Here is a 17,340-nt window from a genome sequence, read left to right on the forward strand (position 1 = left end):
AACATGTGGAAAACAGCAGATCTTTGTGATGCTTTTGAAAATGAGATACAAGTGTGTCAGCTAGCTTTTCAATCATATGGGAAAAGAACACAGTTTCATGGGAAAATTGCTACGGTGAAAGTAAAGGATGATAATGTTTTAGTGAAAGAGTCATTACAAACTGTACGAGCAGGGACCGTTCTTATTGTGGATGGTAGTGCATCTACAAATTGTGCATTACTCGGAGGTAATTTGGCGAGTATAGCGGAAAAACGACAATTAGCAGGGATTATTGTATATGGCTATGTTCGTGATTCTAAAGAATTAAAAAATATAAATATTGGTATTTTGGCGTTAGGCACAATGCCAAAAAGAAGTAAAAAAGAAGGAAAGGGAGAGACAGAAGTTCCATTACATTTTGGAGCAATCGATTGGATTCCAAATCAATATGTATATGCGGATGAAGATGGTGTGGTTGTTTCGGAAAAGCAGCTTTATGAAGGCATGGAATAAAAAGTTTTTAGCATATAAAATAATCTATTAATCTTAGAAAATAAATCTAATAAAACATAGACAAAATCTTATGTCAATAGTAAAATAATACAGAAATTTATTATTTTATGAATATATAGGTATGTCGTTTACCGATTCCTTAAAATAGAAGAATTTGTAGTAATGAATGTTATTACACGTCTTCATGAGCTACATAGTTTTTTCTATACAAATAGAAATGCTATATATGTAGAGAGTATGTAATTGATTTTTCACTTTAAAGTGAGATTGTATGCTCTTGAAGGGGCCTTTTTATGTCAATAGTAAGTAAAGGGAGGAATAATGAAGAATGGCAATATTTAAAAAATGGCTACTGACATCGATAATGTCAGTCGCGCTCGTATTTGTGTCATTTGCAAATACAGTACATATTACGTTTGCAGAAGGAAAAACAGCAACGCTTGCGATTATTGGGGAATCGCAAAGAGGCATTATTCTTTGTCCGAAAGAAGTGTCAATTGAAGATGGGGAAACAGCTTACAGCTTATTACAAAAGGTCATGGGGGATAAAGTAGTAGCTGAAAATTCACAATACGGTATGTTTGTGAAAGGTATCGACGGTTTAATGGGCGGTGCTACAAGTGGCTGGACATATGATGTGAACGATAAAGCAGCAATGGTAGGAGCAGATAGTTATAAATTAACTTCTGGAGACGTTGTTGCATACCGTTTTGTTGTAGATTGGAACAATATGAATCAAGAAACGTTGCAGCAAACTGTAGACAAAATAGGAACTTGTAAAACGGATCAAAAGCAACAAGAAGAACAAAAACAAGATAGCCAAGAAAATAAAAACACAGAAGGAACAATTCAAGAAAATACAGGGACAGAAGTAAACGATGAAGCCAACAAACCCAAAGAACCAGAGCTAGAACAAAATGCAAAAGCAGAAGAGCAACAATATGTAAACAACAATGAAATAAAGCGACAAGTAGAAGAGGCCATCTCTAAAACATCAGAAAGAATGTTACAAGGTGGGATTGGTACGGACTGGATGGCCGTTGGACTGTCTCGCTCGGGACAGGAAGTACCAATGGAAGAAAAAATCAATTATGTACAGTCGGCTACGAAAAAAGTTGAGAAACGCTTACATCGTTTTTCAGCAACAGATATTGCGAGAACTGTGATTGGATTGACAGCGATGAATGCAGATCCAACGAACATAGCGGGGCAAAATTTGATACCGCTTCTTTATCAATCGGATACATTAAATTCTGTTACTGGCTATACATTTGCGTTAATTGCGCTTGATACAAAAAAATATGAAGTGCCAGTAGGAGCGAAATGGAGCCGCGTTGCTTTAGTACAAGAAATCTTACATGCACAGCATACAGATGGTGGTTGGACATATAATGTGGAAAGTAGTAAGGAAGACGCTAGTAGTATAGATGTAACAGGGATGGTTTTAGCTGCGTTAGCACCTTATCAAAATCAACAAGAAGTAAAAGAAGCTATTGCGAAGGCAGAACAATATTTATCAAGTAAACAATTAGAAAACGGTGGATTTGAGGCAGATGGCCAAGAGAACGCTAATAGTGTTGCGCAAGCGGTATTAGGTTTATCGGCGATAGGAAGTAATCCAACTGAATCTAAGTTTACGAAAAAGAATGGAAATGCAGTGCAAAATCTTCTTTCTTATCAACTAGAGAATGGTGAATTTAAATGGTTGCCAAGCGATGCAGAGGGCAACACCATGGCTACTGAACAAGCACTTTTAGCGTTGATTCAGTATAAAGTATTTTTAGATCAGAACGGTTCTATTTATGATTGGTCAAACGATCGAATGGAAGCTGAAATTCCAGATCAACCAATTGTAGAGTCTGAGGTAGAAGCGCCGGTAGTTGAACAAGAGATGAAAGAACAAACGCAACAACCGAAAGATGAACCATTAAATGTTGCTGTACAAGAAAAAGTAGATCATCATAATGAGGAAATGACACAAACTCGTCAATTACCAAAAACAGGAGCAGCAACTGGTGAAGCCGCTATACCGGTCGGAATGGGTGTAATATGTATTGCTTCTGCATACGCTTTATGGAGACGAAAAGCAGCTTAACAAAAATTAGGAGCAATGATTTGCTCCTAATTTTATTAGGGAAGGTGAAAATAACATGAACATGATGAAATGGTTTCTCACGCTTGTTTTATCATTTAGTCTGCTTGTAGGATGTAGCCAAAACGAAACAAAGCCTAAGCAGCAAGTTGCCTCTAAACAGACGGAACAAAAAGAGGTTGAAAAGCAAGCAGAAAAACAGGATGAACTGAAACAAGAAGAGCAAAAACAACCGGAACAACCGCAAGCAAATGAAGAGCAATTAGAAGAGCAAAAACAAACAGAAGAACAATCAAGTGAGAAACAAAAAGAGCAAAAAGAACAGCCTGAAGTAAAACAAGAAGAGCAAAAAGAGCAAACAGTAGCTTTTGAAGAACAACCACTTGAACAACAAAAAGGAAATGAAGAAAAGACCGAATCAAAACCGCAAGAACAGACTGAAGCGAAAAAAGAGTCAAAAATTGTTCATGAGCCAAAAGAAACGCCAAAGCAGGAACAGTTAGCTCCGCAACCAGTCGTTCCGAAGCCTGACCCTAAGCCAGATCCAATTCCAGCTCCAAAACCGCAGGAAAAACAAGTTACAATTTCTGTGAAAGGGCATGAAGGGTATTTACTAGGCGCAACTAAAGTGGATGTGCAAGAAGGAGACACCGTGTATAAAGTATTGCAGCGTACAGGATTAGATGTAGATGCAAGTGGGTTTGGAAATAGTATTTATGTAAAAGGTATTAATGATTTATACGAAAAAGATGTAGCGAGTACGAGCGGATGGAAATATCGTGTAAATGGAACTTTTCCAAACCGAAGTGCAGGTGCAGTGACAGTGAAGCCAGGAGATAAAATTGAATGGGTATATGTGTTAAATTAGGAAAGGGCATTGGGTAAAGGGTTATGAAAATTATTTTTTCTTCTTTACATCCTTTTGTAAATTTTATCTATTATATTGGGGTGATGATACTCTGTATGGTGTGTCTTCATCCTCTTTTTTTAATGAGCGCCATTATTTTGCTACTCATTTTGAACATCATGCAAGGCAATGGTGAAAAAATAAGAAAAATGCTGCCAAGTACGCTTCTTTTTTTTCTGCTCATTATTGCGCTGAACGCTTTATTCACGCATAGAGGAGCGACGACATTATTTCGTTTAGGGGATAATCGCATTACATTTGAAGCGTGTATGTATGGCATTGTCATGGGATTATCTTTAATTGCCATTATGTTTACATTTACTTCTTACAATGATACGATTTCAAGTCATAAATTTTTATATTTATTTTCGAGAATTTCTCCGAAAGTTGCACTTTTAACGATGATTACAGTCCGCTTTGTTCCGTTGTTTATAAGAAGGCTGCGACAAATCACTCTCGTTCAAAAAACAAAAGGTGTACAACTGGATTCAGGTTCACTTACGGAGCGACTGAAAAACGGAATGAAGCTTTTGCAAGTATTGCTTGTTTGCTCGCTAGAAGAGGCGCTGCAAACAGCAGATTCTATGCAGGCGCGAGGGTTTGGGGTTACAAAGCGAAGTACATATATTCGATATCGAATGGCTAAGCAAGATTGGTTTGTAGTCATCTATTTTATAATTGTACTACTTGCTTGCTGTTTATTTAGCTTGTATGGGGCTGGTAAACTGCTTATTTATCCGAGAGTAGAAACGATTCTGTTTCAGCAATATGATGGTATACAATTTGTTTTATTTATTTTGTTTATTAGTTTACCTATTATGATGGAGGGGAGGGAATGGATATGGTGGCGCATGCAGAAGTGAAGAATGTATCGTTTATATATGCTGATGAAGACGTAGAAGTTTTAGCAGATGTTTCTTTATCTGTTACACATGGTGAATTTATTGTATTAGCAGGCGAATCAGGATGCGGAAAGACAACGCTTTTAAAACATTTCAAAAAAGAATTACTCCCTATTGGAAAACGAAGAGGCGATATTTTTTATGAAGGAGTTCATTTGCAGGAAATACCAAATATATTATCGGCACAAGAGGTTGGCATGGTATTCCAAAATCCTGAAAATCAACTTGTTATGGATACAGTTATACAAGAAATGGCTTTTTCTTTAGAAAATATGGGACTTCCATCTCATATGATTCAAAAAAGAATTGCAGAGCTCATTAGTTTTTTAGGGTTTCAAGATTTATTACATCAATCTGTTCATACTTTATCTGGAGGGCAAAAACAACTTGTAAATTTAGCAGCTGTTCTAGTTTTACAACCTAAATTATTATTGTTGGATGAGCCGACAGCACAGTTAGATCCCATTGCTGCAAAAGATTTCTTAAGTCTTTTAAAGCGGATTAACGAAGAATTTGGGATTACGATTGTGATGAGTGAACATCGTTTAGATGAAGTCATTCCCCTTGCATCAAGGCTGATATGTATGGAAAATGGGCGTATTAAGTATGACGGGAAACCAGCAGCTGTTGTAGCAAATATGTGGCAACATGAAAAGATGCATCCCTTTATTCCGCAAATTCCAAGATTATTTTTAGAATGGAATGTAGGGAGTATTCCTTTTACAGTGCGTGAGGCTCAGTCACATCTTCGCTCTGGAATGGTGATAGAAAAGCAGAGTGAAAAGCAAGCAAAACAAGAAGATGTTATATTAGAAGCAGATCATATATCGTTTCAATATGAAAAACATAGTCCGTTTATTTTACAAGATTTAACGCTATGTATTGAAAGAGGAAAATGGATTGCACTTGTCGGAAAAAATGGTACGGGAAAATCGACATTGTTAACTGTTTTAGCAGGCTTACAAAAAGCAAGAAGAGGAAAAGTACGCTGGAATGGAGAAGCGATTCATAAACTTCATTCGAAGGAAAGGTTTCAACAAATTGGATATGTATCGCAACATCCATACTATCATTTTTCCTGTGATACAGTGAGGGAGGAAATATTTGAACGAGCACGTGAATTGTATGGAGCAGAAGCAAATGTAGTGACAGAAAATATGCTCGATCGGTTTTGGCTTCGTTCTATTTGTGAACGTTATCCCTATGATTGTAGCGGTGGAGAACAACAACTCCTTGCATTATGTATCGCGCTATTATCAAAGCCAAGTTTATTATTATTAGATGAGCCGACAAAAGGGGTAGATCCAGCAAAAAAAGAAAAATTAGGTCGGTTATTTCAAGCTTTACAAAGAGAAGGAACAACGATCGTCATGGCAACACACGATATTGAATTTGCTGCAAAATATGTGGATCAGTGTATGATGTTATTTGATGGAAAAGTAATGATAAATGATGCACCAAAAGAATTTTTTAGCGGCAACTTCTTTTATACAACAGCGATTAACCGCTTTATTCGGAAAAGGTTGCCTTATGCATTAACGTGGGAGGATGTGTACGAAGCGTGTCCAAACGATACTTTACTTTTATAGTCTGTTTTTTTCTAGTCATTGTCAGTACACTTCTTTTTACGTCGCTTATCATGAGTAAACATTATATGTTGTCTAGTTTTCTATTGCTCTTTTTGACGATGTTGCCATTTTATATACGTTTTGAAAAGCGAGCTTTTGTTTCACGTGAAATTGTGATGGTAGCTGTTTTAGCGGCTATAGCGGCTGTTAGTCGTGTACCATTCTCTATTATACCGAGTGTGCAACCAACTTCATTTGTCATCATTGTATCGGCGGTTGTGTTTGGAAGTGAAGCAGGGTTTATGATTGGTGCAACAGCAGCGATTGTATCTAATATTTTTTTAGGACAAGGTCCTTGGACACCGTGGCAAATGTTTTCGTGGGGAATGATTGGGTTTATAGCTGGATGTCTTCGTAACACATGGATGATGAAAAAGTTGCCTGGAAGAATAATTTTCGGCTTTTTAGCAGGCTTTTTCTTTGGATGGATTATGAATGCCTGGGGACTTCTTGGTTTTATACAAGATGTGACGTGGAAATCGTTTCTTTCATATTATGCGACAAGTTTTTATTTTGATATAAGTCATGCCATTTCAAATGTGATTTTTCTTATGTTATTTAGCTCTGCATGGATTAAGATTTTAATGAGATTTAAAAAGAAATATGGCATTTTGAATATTGATAGTTAGTGAATATGTGAAAACATTACAGCATACTCATATAGAGTAGGGTCGCGACTTACATATTCGTTTGCCTCTTTCATACTTCTTACGAAAGTAAGAAGTATTTTTTTATCCACAAAAGTGTCAAGAAATTGATTGAATATATTTTAATTTTTATATGAGATTTTTATATAATAGTGAATGAGAAAAGTTTTCAAAGAGGAGATGCAAAAACATATGAAGCTCGTAATTCCAAAGCAGCATGGTGCATGGGGAATGCTGCTTATTCCATTTTTACTTAGCGTATTACTTGGTAATCCTACTATATATCATATTCCCTTATTTCTTGCTTGGTTATTTATATATCTGGCAACCTATCCATTTCTTATGTATATGAAGCAGAGACGAAAAAAGGAGTTTCTATATGCTGCTTTCTTATATTTTATGATTGCGGGTATATTTGGCATGATATCGCTATTATACGAATGGAAAATCGTTATGTTTATTGGTATCCTTATTCCCCTTTTTATAGTGAATATATATTTTGCTCATCAAAAAAAGGAACGTGCATTAACGAATGACATTTGTGCTATAATCATTTTTTGTATTGGTGGTCTGATTAGTTATTATTTTTCAATGAAAATTGTTGACGCAGTTGCTTTATGGATAGCGGCTGTATCCTTTCTTTATTTTTTAGGAAGTACGTTTTATGTGAAGACGATGATACGGGAAAAACATAATTTGCTATATCGCAATCTATCTTGGGGATATCATATTATGTTACCAATTCTATTATGTATTTGGAGTCCGCTTTTTTCTCTTCTATTCCTTCCAAGTTTAATTCGAGCTATTTTATTATATGGTAAGAAAATTTCTATTTTAAAAGTAGGGGTTTTAGAGATTTTCAATTCAGTCTATTTTTTCATAGTAGCGCTACTAGTGTTACCGCATATAATATAAGGAAGGGCCCATCTTTTAAGATGGGCTCGATTTGTTTCGATATGGATGAGCAGTAACACTTCTACTTCGACAATTCGTGAGAACCAAGAAGGTTAGGTAAGAGTATACGTAAAATCTAGCGCCGATTGCGGCTTAACTCTATTTTTGTTCTAAAAGGTGAACAGTATCATCACATCTTTGCAAAGAATGAAAGGAATCTAGAACATATCTGCGTGCATGTTTGGCCATCATCAAGTCCTGCTTTTTGCATATACTTGTAGTATGGGGCATAAGCATGTTTTTGATTTGACATTTATAAGGAAAGTGGATATCATTGGAGGTAAAGTGAATATTTTCTTATCCAGAGAGGTGGAGGGACTGGCCCAAAGAAACCCAGCAACCGCGATGCAGGTGCTAATTCCAGCAGAACATATTTGTTCTGAAAGATAAGATGAAGAGATTAGACGTAACTTCTTCTTATCGAAGAGGTTTTTTTATTATAAAAAACCATTCAATCATAAGAGAATAAGAAGAAAGGGGTTGTAAATATACGGTGAAGCTTGAAAAGTACGTAAAGCTGCGTAATGCAGTATATGAATATATGATGGAACAGGATAAGGCGATATCATTGGCAGATATTCAAGAATATATCGAATCGAATCATGAGGGGAAATTTACAAAAAAAATGTTACACCAATTTTATTTATCAAGACTATTAGATGAGTTAAAACTGGATGGGAAAATTACTTTAGCCGATGACGAATGCCATCATAGTGAAAAAGGTGTTTATTATAAGGCGCGAAAAGGGAGCTAGTCTCTCTTTTTTATGTTATGATTTGTTTGAAAATTACGACAATATGTAGAGTAAAAGACTGCGAAAGCAGCCTGATACAAGGGAATGCTGTTGAGTGTGTAGTGTTAAAAGTTGAATATGCCTTGAAAGAGGCCATTCATTCGGCTAAACATGAAAAGAGACACCTTTGCCGATTAGGTGCCAGTTTTGTTGTCTTATAGACTTGCTACTTGACATGTAATAGAATACCATATGATATAAAATGAAGTCAAAAGGGAATTTAAGGAAGAAAGGACGGTTCTATGTACGCTTTTTTAATAAACGAGATGAAAAAATGGATTCCTAAGCACATTATTAATAGAGGGTGTGAATATTATGAAGAGGGATATGTAGAAGAAGTAGAAGTACATAATGATAAAGTATTTGCACTTGTAAGAGGGAACTACGGAGATTATGAGGTAGTGATTCATCTTGAAGATTTTATAAGTAGTAGTTGTGAGTGCCCTTATGAAAACTATTGTAAGCATATGGCAGCAGTTGTATATGAAATTCAAAGTATTGGAGAAGAGGTGATGAGAGAAAAGCTACAAACATTAGAGAAAGAAGAGTTGATGAAAATTATCCAGAGACTATTAAAGAATTCTAAAAATGTAAAGATTGTAGAGAATATATTACAGAAAGGGAATTTTTAATTTTACTTTGGGGATGTAAGGGAAGTGAGTAACGATGAGTGAAGTGGAAAGAATTATGAAATGTTGTGAGCGACAAGATGATGTATTTCGTACATATATTATTTGTTTACTTCAACTGAAACAGTATAGCGAGCATTCTCAAAACGTATATCAGGAATTAAGGACTGATTATTTAGTAAGAGGAATTTGTGAGCGGGAGGTTGATCAGCTTATAAAAGAAAGTGGAACATTTCAAGCATATTATCTCCCCAAAGTACTCTGTTGGGATTTTTTAAGTGAAAATCCGGCATATATAGAAAGTGCTTTAACCAATGTGTTGAAATATGAACCGTTACAACTATCTATTGCGCAATGGAGAAGAGTGATTGCTTGTGTAGAAAATGAAATATCATATGAGTGATTAATGTCTATTGCACTTCACTATATAATGTATTTTGGATATGGTTTATCTTAGCAATTTTAACTTTTTATCCGGCTCGCGTATTAAGAAAAATAGAGATGAAAGAAGAAAAGCTAGTATAAAAACTAGCTTTTTGGTATGATCATTTAAATGAAAAGTAAGCATAAACCGATGATAGCTCCTGCATAGAGTAAATTAATCACACAGAATCCCATAATATCGCGAGCACCTAATCCTGCAATTGCTAAAGCTGGTAATGCCCAAAATGGCTGGATTAAATTTGTCCAAGCGTCTCCCCAGGCGATGGCCATCGCCGTTTTCGCAGCGGGGACACCGAGCTCTGCACCAGCTGGAATCATAATGGGGGCTTGTACAGCCCACTGGCCCCCTCCGGATGGAACGAAGATATTGACAATCCCTGCACTTAAAAATGTGAATAAAGGGAAGGTCGTTTCGTTAGAGATTTGAATAAAGAAATTTGAAATAGCCCCGCCAAGTGAAAGTCCTTCGCTATTTGCACCCATCATCATTCCCATAATGCCAGCATAAAACGGGAACTGTAATAAAATGCCGGAAGCGCTTTTTGTTGATTCGGAAAAAGCACGAATATATCGAATAGGTGTACGATGAAAAATAAGACCGGCGATTAATAATATAAAAATAACGATATCGAGCGTGAGATTAAAGCCTTTTGTACTAAAGTAATGGATCATATAAATGATTCCTAAAAGACCGATACAAATCGTAATCCAAATACTGTTTTCCATTTTCTCAGCAAAAGTACGAACTTCTGTTTCTTGAGCGGCTGCTTCTTCATGAAATACATTTGGATCAACAGTAACAGTATGATTCGCATCTGGATGCATTGCTCTATTGATCAGTGGCATTGTAATGAAGAAGACAATGATAGGAACAAGAGCATATGGTGAAAATAATGTTTCGGTAATGGGAATTGCTTCTTTCAGGCTACCAGCTGTTGTTTTTATTAACGTCTCCCCTCCGGACGCTAATGTTAGCGGAATAGAGGCAGAAAGTCCAGCATGCCAGATGAGAAATCCAGAGTAAGAGGAAGCGATTGCAAGGCGATAGTCTAATTTTTTTATATGCTTGGCAACTTCTTTAGCATATAAAACGGAGACAACAATGCCAAATCCCCAATTTATGTAGGCTCCTAACAAACTAACGATAGAGATAGCAATAATACCTTGCCCGCTTGTTCTTGGTAACTGCGCCGCTTTCATCAAACCTTTTCGAATTAGTGGGGCGTTTGCTAAAGCGGAGCCGGTAACGAGTACAAGGGCCATTTGCATCGCGAAGGATAATAGCCCCCAAATGCCATCACCCCAATGAGCAATCATTTGAATGGGGGATTGCTCTGTAGCAAACATGCCAAAGAAAATGACAAAAACAGTTAACAAACAGGATAAAATAAACGGTTCTGGTAAAAAGCGTTGCACAAGGGCGACGCAGCCATTTGTAAAAGAGCGAAACAAATACATCAACCTCCTTCATATTTTTTGTAAATATTCGCTACATTGAGTACAATAACCTTTATTAAACTGAAAATTCAGATATTTAAAAGAAAAGCTCTCACTCATGTGAAAGCTTTTCTAAATGTTTAGCGATATCTACATACAGATCGGAATACGTTGTATGCACGTCACTGCTTGGGGCAGCATTAGATGAAAAATGGACAATGACCATGTTTGTTTTTGGATCGATATAAAGGCGTTGCCCATAGCTTCCAAGCACCTCGAAGGCACCATGTTCGTTATGAGGAATCCACCATTGATTATGATACGAAATAGATGCCCCTTGCTCAATTGCTAATTCACCTTTGCGTATGCTTTTAATATTTTCTGAAATAGAAGAGGGAAGAACTTGCATACTATGATATTGTCCATTATGTAACAATAATTCTCCAAACTTTGCCATATCTCTTGCCGTTGCATTTAAACCAGCGCTTGCTTGTTCAATTCCAGTTTCATCGGTAACATAATAAGCATTTTGCTCCATACCGATTTTTGACCAAATACGTTCGCTTACATTTTCAGCTAAAGACTTGCCAGTGATTGTTCGTATAATCCATGCGAGTGTTTCAGTAGATCCATTATTATAAGAAAAAGTAGTTCCGGGCGGGGCAGTCTCTTTTGCCTCGCGTAACATATCATAAATATTCATCGGACCATCATAATTTTTGCGGCGCGGAAGCATATTGCTAGCTAAATACAATTGTGCATCTTGGTTTTCTAGCCCTGGCTGTCTAAATCCATGCGTAGGATATTCAACAGACACTTGCATGTCCATTAACTGCTGAATTGTCGCTTTTCCAAATGGGGTGCCTTGCAATTCTTTTACATATGTTTCGGCAGTCTGATTTGCATCGATGCGCTTTTCTTCAATAAAAGATTGGATGAGTGCACCGGTAAATACTTTCGCTAAAGATGCCATTCCGTGTGGGGTATTTGGATTGTATCCATTGAAATAGCGTTCGTAAACAAGCTTTCCATTATGTACAACAACAAATGCATCGGTTTTATTTTCATCTAATAATTTTTTTAAAGGAATATCTCGTCTCATTCCTTGTTTTATAGAGAAACGATCTAAATTTTGTAGTGCGATAGGAAAGTGCGTAACGTTGTTTGGGTCATTATGTACTTCATGAATAAGAGCCAATTCTTTCATATTTGTATAGGACCAACGTAAGTATGGGTCTTGTAACCAATTTTCTTTTGTTACTGTATCTTTAGAAGGCGTTATTTTGTTGTGTTTAAAAAAAGCAAATCCAAGTCCTGTTATGATAAATAACAGTGTGAGAATAAGCAATAAAAGGGGAGATTTTTTTATATTCATGGATGTACCTCCTTATCAGTTCTATTATAAGTATACGCTTGTTATTTTTGAAATACAAAATAAGGAAAGTAAACAGAGAAGTTTACTTTCCTTATGAGTGTTAAGCAGACATTTGTCCGTTTGTACGCTGTCTTTTGAATTTCTGTTTTCTACCATGTAAAACGTAATAAATAAGCAATGTAAATGCAACGACAATCGCAGCGATGAAATACATATTATGATAACTTGATCTTGCAGCTATAATACCTAAAACGAAAGAACCAATCCCAATACCGCTATCAAAGAATGAAAAATACGTAGCTGTTGCAGAACCGCGGCGATGATTTGGAGCAGATGAAACGGCGATTGTTTGGAAACTTGGAATCAGCGTTCCGTATCCTAAACCGATTAACATACCTGCACCAAGGAACCAAAATGATGTTTGAGCTTGACTTAAGATAAACATTCCAACTGTGAAAATAAGAATAGAAGGGTACACGAGCATATTTTCACCAAAACGGTCAAACATCTTTCCAGTAAATGGACGAGATAAAACAACAACAAGTGCGTATAAAATAAAGAAGTAACTTGTCACTTCTTCTAAACCAAGCTCTTTTGCGTAAATGGGAATAAAGGATAAAATACCACTATACGAAAATGCTAGAATAAAACCTGTTAGAGCGATTGGAATCGATGAAGGTTCGATGAGATCTTTCCATTTCATTTTTTGGCGATCTTGTTTCTTTACTGGTTGTTCATGTGGAATCTTTACGAGTAAACCAAGTAAAAATGCAAATAATGAAAATATAGAGCTAATCATAAATAAAACAGTAAATGAGAAGTGTGCAATAATTGTTAAACCTAAAAAAGGACCGATTACCATCGGCAGGCTCATGAATACACCGAAATAGGCAAGTGCTTCACCACGGCGGTGCGGTGGTGCAACATCTGTTACGATCGTACCTGTTGCTGTCGTTGCCATTCCGAATCCAATTCCATGTAGAAAGCGAAGGGCAAGCAATAAAAATAAACTTTGCGCACCAAAGTACATAACCGTAGCGGCTAAAAATAGAGAAAGAGAGATAAATAATATTTTCTTTCTTCCTAAATCATCAAGCCATTTTCCCGTAAAGGGGCGACATAATACAGAAGAAATAAGGAAAACAGTTGCGACTAAACCGATTTCTTCTGGTTTTCCTTTCAGACCATCAATGACATAGACAGGCAAAGTGGTCATAAGCATGTAAAACGTTAAAAAGATAAATAGACTACTGAAACAAGTTCCAAGGAAGTCCTTCGTCCAAAGTCTTTCACTTTGCATTGTCATCCCTCCAATTTAATTATCTAGATTTTGAATAATCGTTTGTAATACTTGAAATGTTCGTTGCATCTCTTCTTTACTAATATTTTGCAGTGCTTTTTCTTCAAAAGCATCAACTTCTTGTTGCCATACTGGAATCATGTCTAGCGCGGTTTCTGATAAGGAAATAAGCTTTTCTCGGCGATCTTTTCCTTCTGTTCGAATAATCCAGCCCATAGATTCCATACGCGTTAATGTACGAGTCATTGTTGGAGATTCAACATTTAAGTATTGACATAGTTCCGTCTGCGTGCAAGGGCCTGTTTGATGAATGCGAAAAATGACAGCCCACTGCGCACTAAATAAACCTGTAGGTGATACGCGCTCATTAAATTTCTTCGTAAACTTACGAGATGTTTGACTGACAACATGAAAAAAGTGTTGTTTTTCGTCCATTTATTTAATCCTTTCAAATTAGTTACCTAGCTAACTATATACTTTTTTATCAAAATTGTCTAGTGATGGACATGTTGTTTTATGTAAAATTTTTGTATAGATTTTATATTGAGAACATATATTCTACATGTTATTCTAAAGATGAGTTAGAATTTTCTTTCTATTAAAAATGAATGGGGGAACTTGTAATGCCTAAGCCTGCAACAATGGAGTTTGTCTCGTTACCCAATGGGGAAACAATCGCATATCAAGATGTCGGAAGGCAAAATAAAGAAATACTTGTACTCATTCACGGAAATATGACATCCTCGCAGCATTGGGATTTAGTTATAGAACAACTGCAGAATCAATATCATATTTATGCGATTGATTTAAGAGGATTCGGACAATCCACATATCATAGACCAATTGATTCTTTACGAGATTTTGCAGATGATGTGAAGTTATGGATCGATGAACTACAATTAAAAGAGTTCTCATTGATGGGTTGGTCGATGGGGGGCGGGGTTGCAATGGAATTCGCAGCTTCCTATAAGGAACTAGTTAAGAAACTTATTTTAGTAGAATCTGTTGGTATGAAAGGATATCCAATCTTTAAAAAAGATGTGAATGGGCAACCAATCGTATCTACATTATTAAAAACGAAAGAAGAAATCGCGCAAGACCCTGTTCAAATTGTGCCTGTTTTAGAAGCAATAAAAAAGATGAACAAGCTCTACTACCGAACGTTGTGGAATATGTTAATTTATACACATAATCAACCAGATCCAGAGCGCTATGACAAATATTTAGATGATATGTTAACGCAGCGTAATTTCGTTGATGTCAACTATGCTTTAATTACGTTTAATATTTCAGATGAGCATAATGGAGTAGTACCAGGAAATGGGCATATTCATCATGTACAGGTACCGACGCTTGTCTTGCAAGGGGATCGAGATTATGTTGTTCCACAAGTAGTGGGAGAAGAATTGGCGAAACATCTTCCTCATGCAAAGTTAACGATATTAAAAGATTGTGGGCATTCCCCATTCATTGATTGCTTAGATGAATATATTCAGCACGTAACAAATTGGTTAAATGGTAAATAAGTTCTTCCAGAAGATACAAATGATACATATACTGTAGTATTTGTATCAAAGGAGGAATAAAAATATGATACCGCTTAGAATGCATGAACCTTCTCTTATATTTCAATCTCCTTATGATGGGCATTCGTATAAAAAAGTGCTGATTCATCCGATGTATATGCAAGTGGTTGAACCACCGTTCTTTCCATATTCGTCAAGTTACGTTCCTTCATTTGTTCCAGCATATCCTGTTATATATGGTTCGACAGTATATACAAGTCCTTTTTATAAACATTTTCCTCATATTATAAAGGCAAAAGTGTGGGATGGGTAAGAAGTGAGAAGAGACATCTTCTTGCTTCTTTTTTCTTGTTCGATTTGTACACATTGCTGTGAAAACAGTTTATAATAAGCTTTGGTGAGTATGAAAAGGGGGAGGGAAGAGAATGTCAATGCGATTTACATTTTGGATTATGGTGGGAATTGTTGCAATTTCTGGTTTGTCACAAGGGATGTTATTGCCAGCTATCGCAATGATTTTTGAGCAAGAGGGAATTCGTTCTAGTTTTAATGGCCTTCATGCAACCGCGTTATATATCGGAATTTTATTTATTTCACCATGGCTTGAAAAACCGATGCAACGATTTGGAATGAAACCGGTGATTGTAATAGGTGGATTTCTCGTTATTATTTCATTATTCCTTTTTACACAAATATTTTCATTTTGGGCCTGGTTTGTTCTTCGTTTTTTCGTTGGGGTAGGAGATCATATGCTTCATGTTGGAACACAAACATGGATTACGACAACTGCGGATCGAAATAAAATCGGAAAACAAGTGTCTATATATGGAGTCTTTTTCGGGATTGGATTTGCAGTAGGTCCGTATTTAGCTAGCACCGTCCAATATGGACTCGCAACGCCATTTATTGTATCAACAATTCTTTGTTTAATCGGGTGGTTACTATTGCTTCCGATAAAAAATGCATTTCCGATACAAGAAGAAAATGGAAAGGATGGTGGGACATCCTTCACACGTTATAAACAAGTCATTCTTTTCGCATGGATTGCATTAATAGGCCCATTAGCATACGGCGTGTTAGAAGCCATGCTAAATAGCAACTTACCAGTATATGCACTTCGAAAAGGATGGTCTGTATCCGATGTATCGTTCTTATTACCTGCATTTGCAGTCGGAGGGATTATTACACAAATACCACTTGGTATATTAAGTGATAAATATGGAAGAGATCGAATTTTAACGTGGACCTTCAGCATGAGTACAATCATTTTCTTCATTGCAGCTCTATTTGATGAGTATTATTGGATTGTATTTGGGTGTATGCTTCTAGTTGGGATGGTAATTGGCTCGTGTTTCTCATTAGGACTCGGATTTATGACGGATTTATTACCAAGACATTTGCTGCCCGCTGGAAATATATTATCGGGAATTGCCTTTAGTATAGGAAGTATTTTAGGACCTGTATTAGGAGGCGTATTTATTGAAAGAATACAGTATACAAGCTTTTTTATAGCCGTTATGCTGATAATGGCAGTCATTGCACTTTTATATATCGCATATATGAAAAATCAATTTGCATCAAGAAAAATAGAAAGTAGGTTAGGACATGACAAAACAACCTAAAAAGAAGAAATTTGAAGTACAAGAAAATGAAACAATTACAGACTGTTTAGCGCGTATGGAACAAGAAGGATATGCGCCATCACGCCGCATGGAAGAACCGATCTTTCATGAAGTAAAGAAAGATGGGAAAATAGTTGTAGAACCGTGCGGGAGAAGAATTGTGTTTGAAGGGAAGTTGAAATAAAGAGAAGGATTGTGGAAGTGTATGGAGCTTTAAAAGTCTAGCTTTTTTCGGAGTGAGAGATCACTTCGATTTTTTTTCATTATCACCTCATTTATAAGGATGACTCTTGCATTCCATTTAGTAGAACGGAATACGATAAAAGCATTCTATTTTAATAGGTGGTGAAATAGCTATTATTTTTTGATAGAATATCCATATGAAATTACTTATATAAGAAAAATTCCGAAAATAATTACAAGATGGACTATATGTAAAATATCGAAAAGACAATCATTTTATAAAGGAGGACATTTTTACGATGTTTTACAAAAATCAAATTTATACGTTGTTGCTTCTGTAGAAGGGGATACAAATATGGATGAGAAAGGGAATTTGATTTCCACTGATAATACACAATTACAAATTCAC

Annotated in this window: 18 protein-coding genes, 1 pseudogene and 1 riboswitch; of the genes and pseudogenes, 15 read left to right on the forward strand and 4 right to left on the reverse strand. The window is 36.2% G+C overall.

Translation table 11 applies throughout. From position 1 onward, the window contains the following. The first annotated feature begins 3 nt into the window (after nucleotides 1–3). The 10 genes from rraA to MR063_RS12545 all read left to right on the forward strand — a co-directional run bounded on the left by rraA (nucleotide 4) and on the right by MR063_RS12545 (nucleotide 9,447). Nucleotides 4–492, forward strand: coding sequence for a ribonuclease E activity regulator RraA (rraA, locus tag MR063_RS12500; RefSeq protein WP_242198149.1), 489 nt, complete (start codon nucleotides 4–6; stop codon nucleotides 490–492). 328 nt (nucleotides 493–820) lie between these two features. Then, the gene (locus MR063_RS12505; protein ID WP_242198151.1) at nucleotides 821–2,587 is read left to right on the forward strand and encodes a DUF4430 domain-containing protein; all 1,767 of its coding nucleotides are present in this window, start codon (nucleotides 821–823) and stop codon (nucleotides 2,585–2,587) included. Nucleotides 2,588–2,642: 55 nt separating this feature from the next. Next, nucleotides 2,643–3,452 carry a DUF4430 domain-containing protein gene (locus tag MR063_RS12510; protein ID WP_242198153.1) on the forward strand — a complete coding sequence of 270 codons (810 nt, stop codon included), beginning with the start codon at nucleotides 2,643–2,645 and terminating at the stop codon, nucleotides 3,450–3,452. A gap of 23 nt (nucleotides 3,453–3,475) precedes the next feature. Further along, on the forward strand, nucleotides 3,476–4,354 hold the full coding sequence (locus MR063_RS12515) for an energy-coupling factor transporter transmembrane component T (RefSeq protein ID WP_242198155.1): 879 nt from the start codon (nucleotides 3,476–3,478) through the stop codon (nucleotides 4,352–4,354). Continuing rightward, nucleotides 4,327–5,982, forward strand: a complete 1,656-nt coding sequence (locus tag MR063_RS12520; RefSeq protein ID WP_242198158.1) for an ABC transporter ATP-binding protein — start codon at nucleotides 4,327–4,329, stop codon at nucleotides 5,980–5,982. The genes MR063_RS12515 and MR063_RS12520 overlap by 28 nt, the downstream gene beginning before the upstream one ends. Continuing rightward, on the forward strand, nucleotides 5,955–6,650 hold the full coding sequence (locus MR063_RS12525) for an ECF transporter S component (RefSeq protein ID WP_242198161.1): 696 nt from the start codon (nucleotides 5,955–5,957) through the stop codon (nucleotides 6,648–6,650). Before MR063_RS12520 ends, MR063_RS12525 begins: the two co-directional genes overlap by 28 nt. Nucleotides 6,651–6,860: 210 nt before the next feature. After that, nucleotides 6,861–7,583: a YwiC-like family protein gene (locus MR063_RS12530; RefSeq protein WP_242198162.1), complete on the forward strand. Its 723-nt coding sequence runs from the start codon at nucleotides 6,861–6,863 to the stop codon at nucleotides 7,581–7,583. A 333-nt stretch (nucleotides 7,584–7,916) separates the two neighbouring features. After that, nucleotides 7,917–8,015: riboswitch (SAM riboswitch) on the forward strand. Between the two features lie 100 nt (nucleotides 8,016–8,115). Next, nucleotides 8,116–8,376 carry a hypothetical protein gene (locus MR063_RS12535; protein ID WP_242198164.1) on the forward strand — a complete coding sequence of 87 codons (261 nt, stop codon included), beginning with the start codon at nucleotides 8,116–8,118 and terminating at the stop codon, nucleotides 8,374–8,376. Between the two features lie 281 nt (nucleotides 8,377–8,657). Beyond that, on the forward strand, nucleotides 8,658–9,047 hold the full coding sequence (locus MR063_RS12540; RefSeq protein ID WP_242198165.1) for an SWIM zinc finger family protein: 390 nt from the start codon (nucleotides 8,658–8,660) through the stop codon (nucleotides 9,045–9,047). 34 nt (nucleotides 9,048–9,081) lie between these two features. Continuing rightward, nucleotides 9,082–9,447 carry a group-specific protein gene (locus MR063_RS12545; RefSeq protein ID WP_242198167.1) on the forward strand — a complete coding sequence of 122 codons (366 nt, stop codon included), beginning with the start codon at nucleotides 9,082–9,084 and terminating at the stop codon, nucleotides 9,445–9,447. Nucleotides 9,448–9,593: 146 nt separating this feature from the next. Here MR063_RS12545 and MR063_RS12550 read toward each other — a convergent pair whose 3' ends face one another. The 4 genes from MR063_RS12550 to MR063_RS12565 form a co-directional block, all read right to left on the reverse strand. Next, a complete protein-coding gene (locus tag MR063_RS12550) occupies nucleotides 9,594–10,940 on the reverse strand; it encodes a short-chain fatty acid transporter (protein ID WP_242198169.1) in 1,347 nt (448 codons plus the stop codon). Nucleotides 10,941–11,037: 97 nt separating this feature from the next. Beyond that, nucleotides 11,038–12,300, reverse strand: coding sequence for a serine hydrolase domain-containing protein (locus MR063_RS12555; RefSeq protein WP_242198171.1), 1,263 nt, complete (start codon nucleotides 12,298–12,300; stop codon nucleotides 11,038–11,040). Between the two features lie 100 nt (nucleotides 12,301–12,400). Then, nucleotides 12,401–13,600 (reverse strand): MFS transporter, encoded by a 1,200-nt coding sequence (locus MR063_RS12560; RefSeq protein WP_242198173.1) that lies wholly within the window; start codon nucleotides 13,598–13,600, stop codon nucleotides 12,401–12,403. Nucleotides 13,601–13,615: 15 nt separating this feature from the next. Continuing rightward, nucleotides 13,616–14,035 carry a MarR family winged helix-turn-helix transcriptional regulator gene (locus MR063_RS12565; RefSeq protein ID WP_242198175.1) on the reverse strand — a complete coding sequence of 140 codons (420 nt, stop codon included), beginning with the start codon at nucleotides 14,033–14,035 and terminating at the stop codon, nucleotides 13,616–13,618. A gap of 173 nt (nucleotides 14,036–14,208) precedes the next feature. On the opposite strand from MR063_RS12565, the gene phaZ reads away from it, so the two are divergent. The 5 genes and pseudogenes from phaZ to MR063_RS12590 all read left to right on the forward strand — a co-directional run. Beyond that, nucleotides 14,209–15,126 (forward strand): intracellular short-chain-length polyhydroxyalkanoate depolymerase, encoded by a 918-nt coding sequence (gene phaZ / locus MR063_RS12570; RefSeq protein WP_242198177.1) that lies wholly within the window; start codon nucleotides 14,209–14,211, stop codon nucleotides 15,124–15,126. A gap of 64 nt (nucleotides 15,127–15,190) precedes the next feature. Then, entirely contained in the window at nucleotides 15,191–15,439 is a 249-nt protein-coding gene (locus MR063_RS12575; protein ID WP_242198179.1) for a hypothetical protein, read from the forward strand. A 112-nt stretch (nucleotides 15,440–15,551) separates the two neighbouring features. Beyond that, nucleotides 15,552–16,748: an MFS transporter gene (locus MR063_RS12580; RefSeq protein ID WP_242198181.1), complete on the forward strand. Its 1,197-nt coding sequence runs from the start codon at nucleotides 15,552–15,554 to the stop codon at nucleotides 16,746–16,748. Beyond that, nucleotides 16,732–16,932 carry an NETI motif-containing protein gene (locus tag MR063_RS12585; RefSeq protein WP_012094558.1) on the forward strand — a complete coding sequence of 67 codons (201 nt, stop codon included), beginning with the start codon at nucleotides 16,732–16,734 and terminating at the stop codon, nucleotides 16,930–16,932. Before MR063_RS12580 ends, MR063_RS12585 begins: the two co-directional genes overlap by 17 nt. A gap of 180 nt (nucleotides 16,933–17,112) precedes the next feature. Then, nucleotides 17,113–17,340: pseudogene (locus tag MR063_RS12590) on the forward strand (hypothetical protein); the annotation flags it as partial.

This window comes from Bacillus cereus group sp. BfR-BA-01492 (assembly GCF_022662815.1).
Lineage (GTDB): Bacteria > Bacillota > Bacilli > Bacillales > Bacillaceae_G > Bacillus_A > Bacillus_A cereus_BD.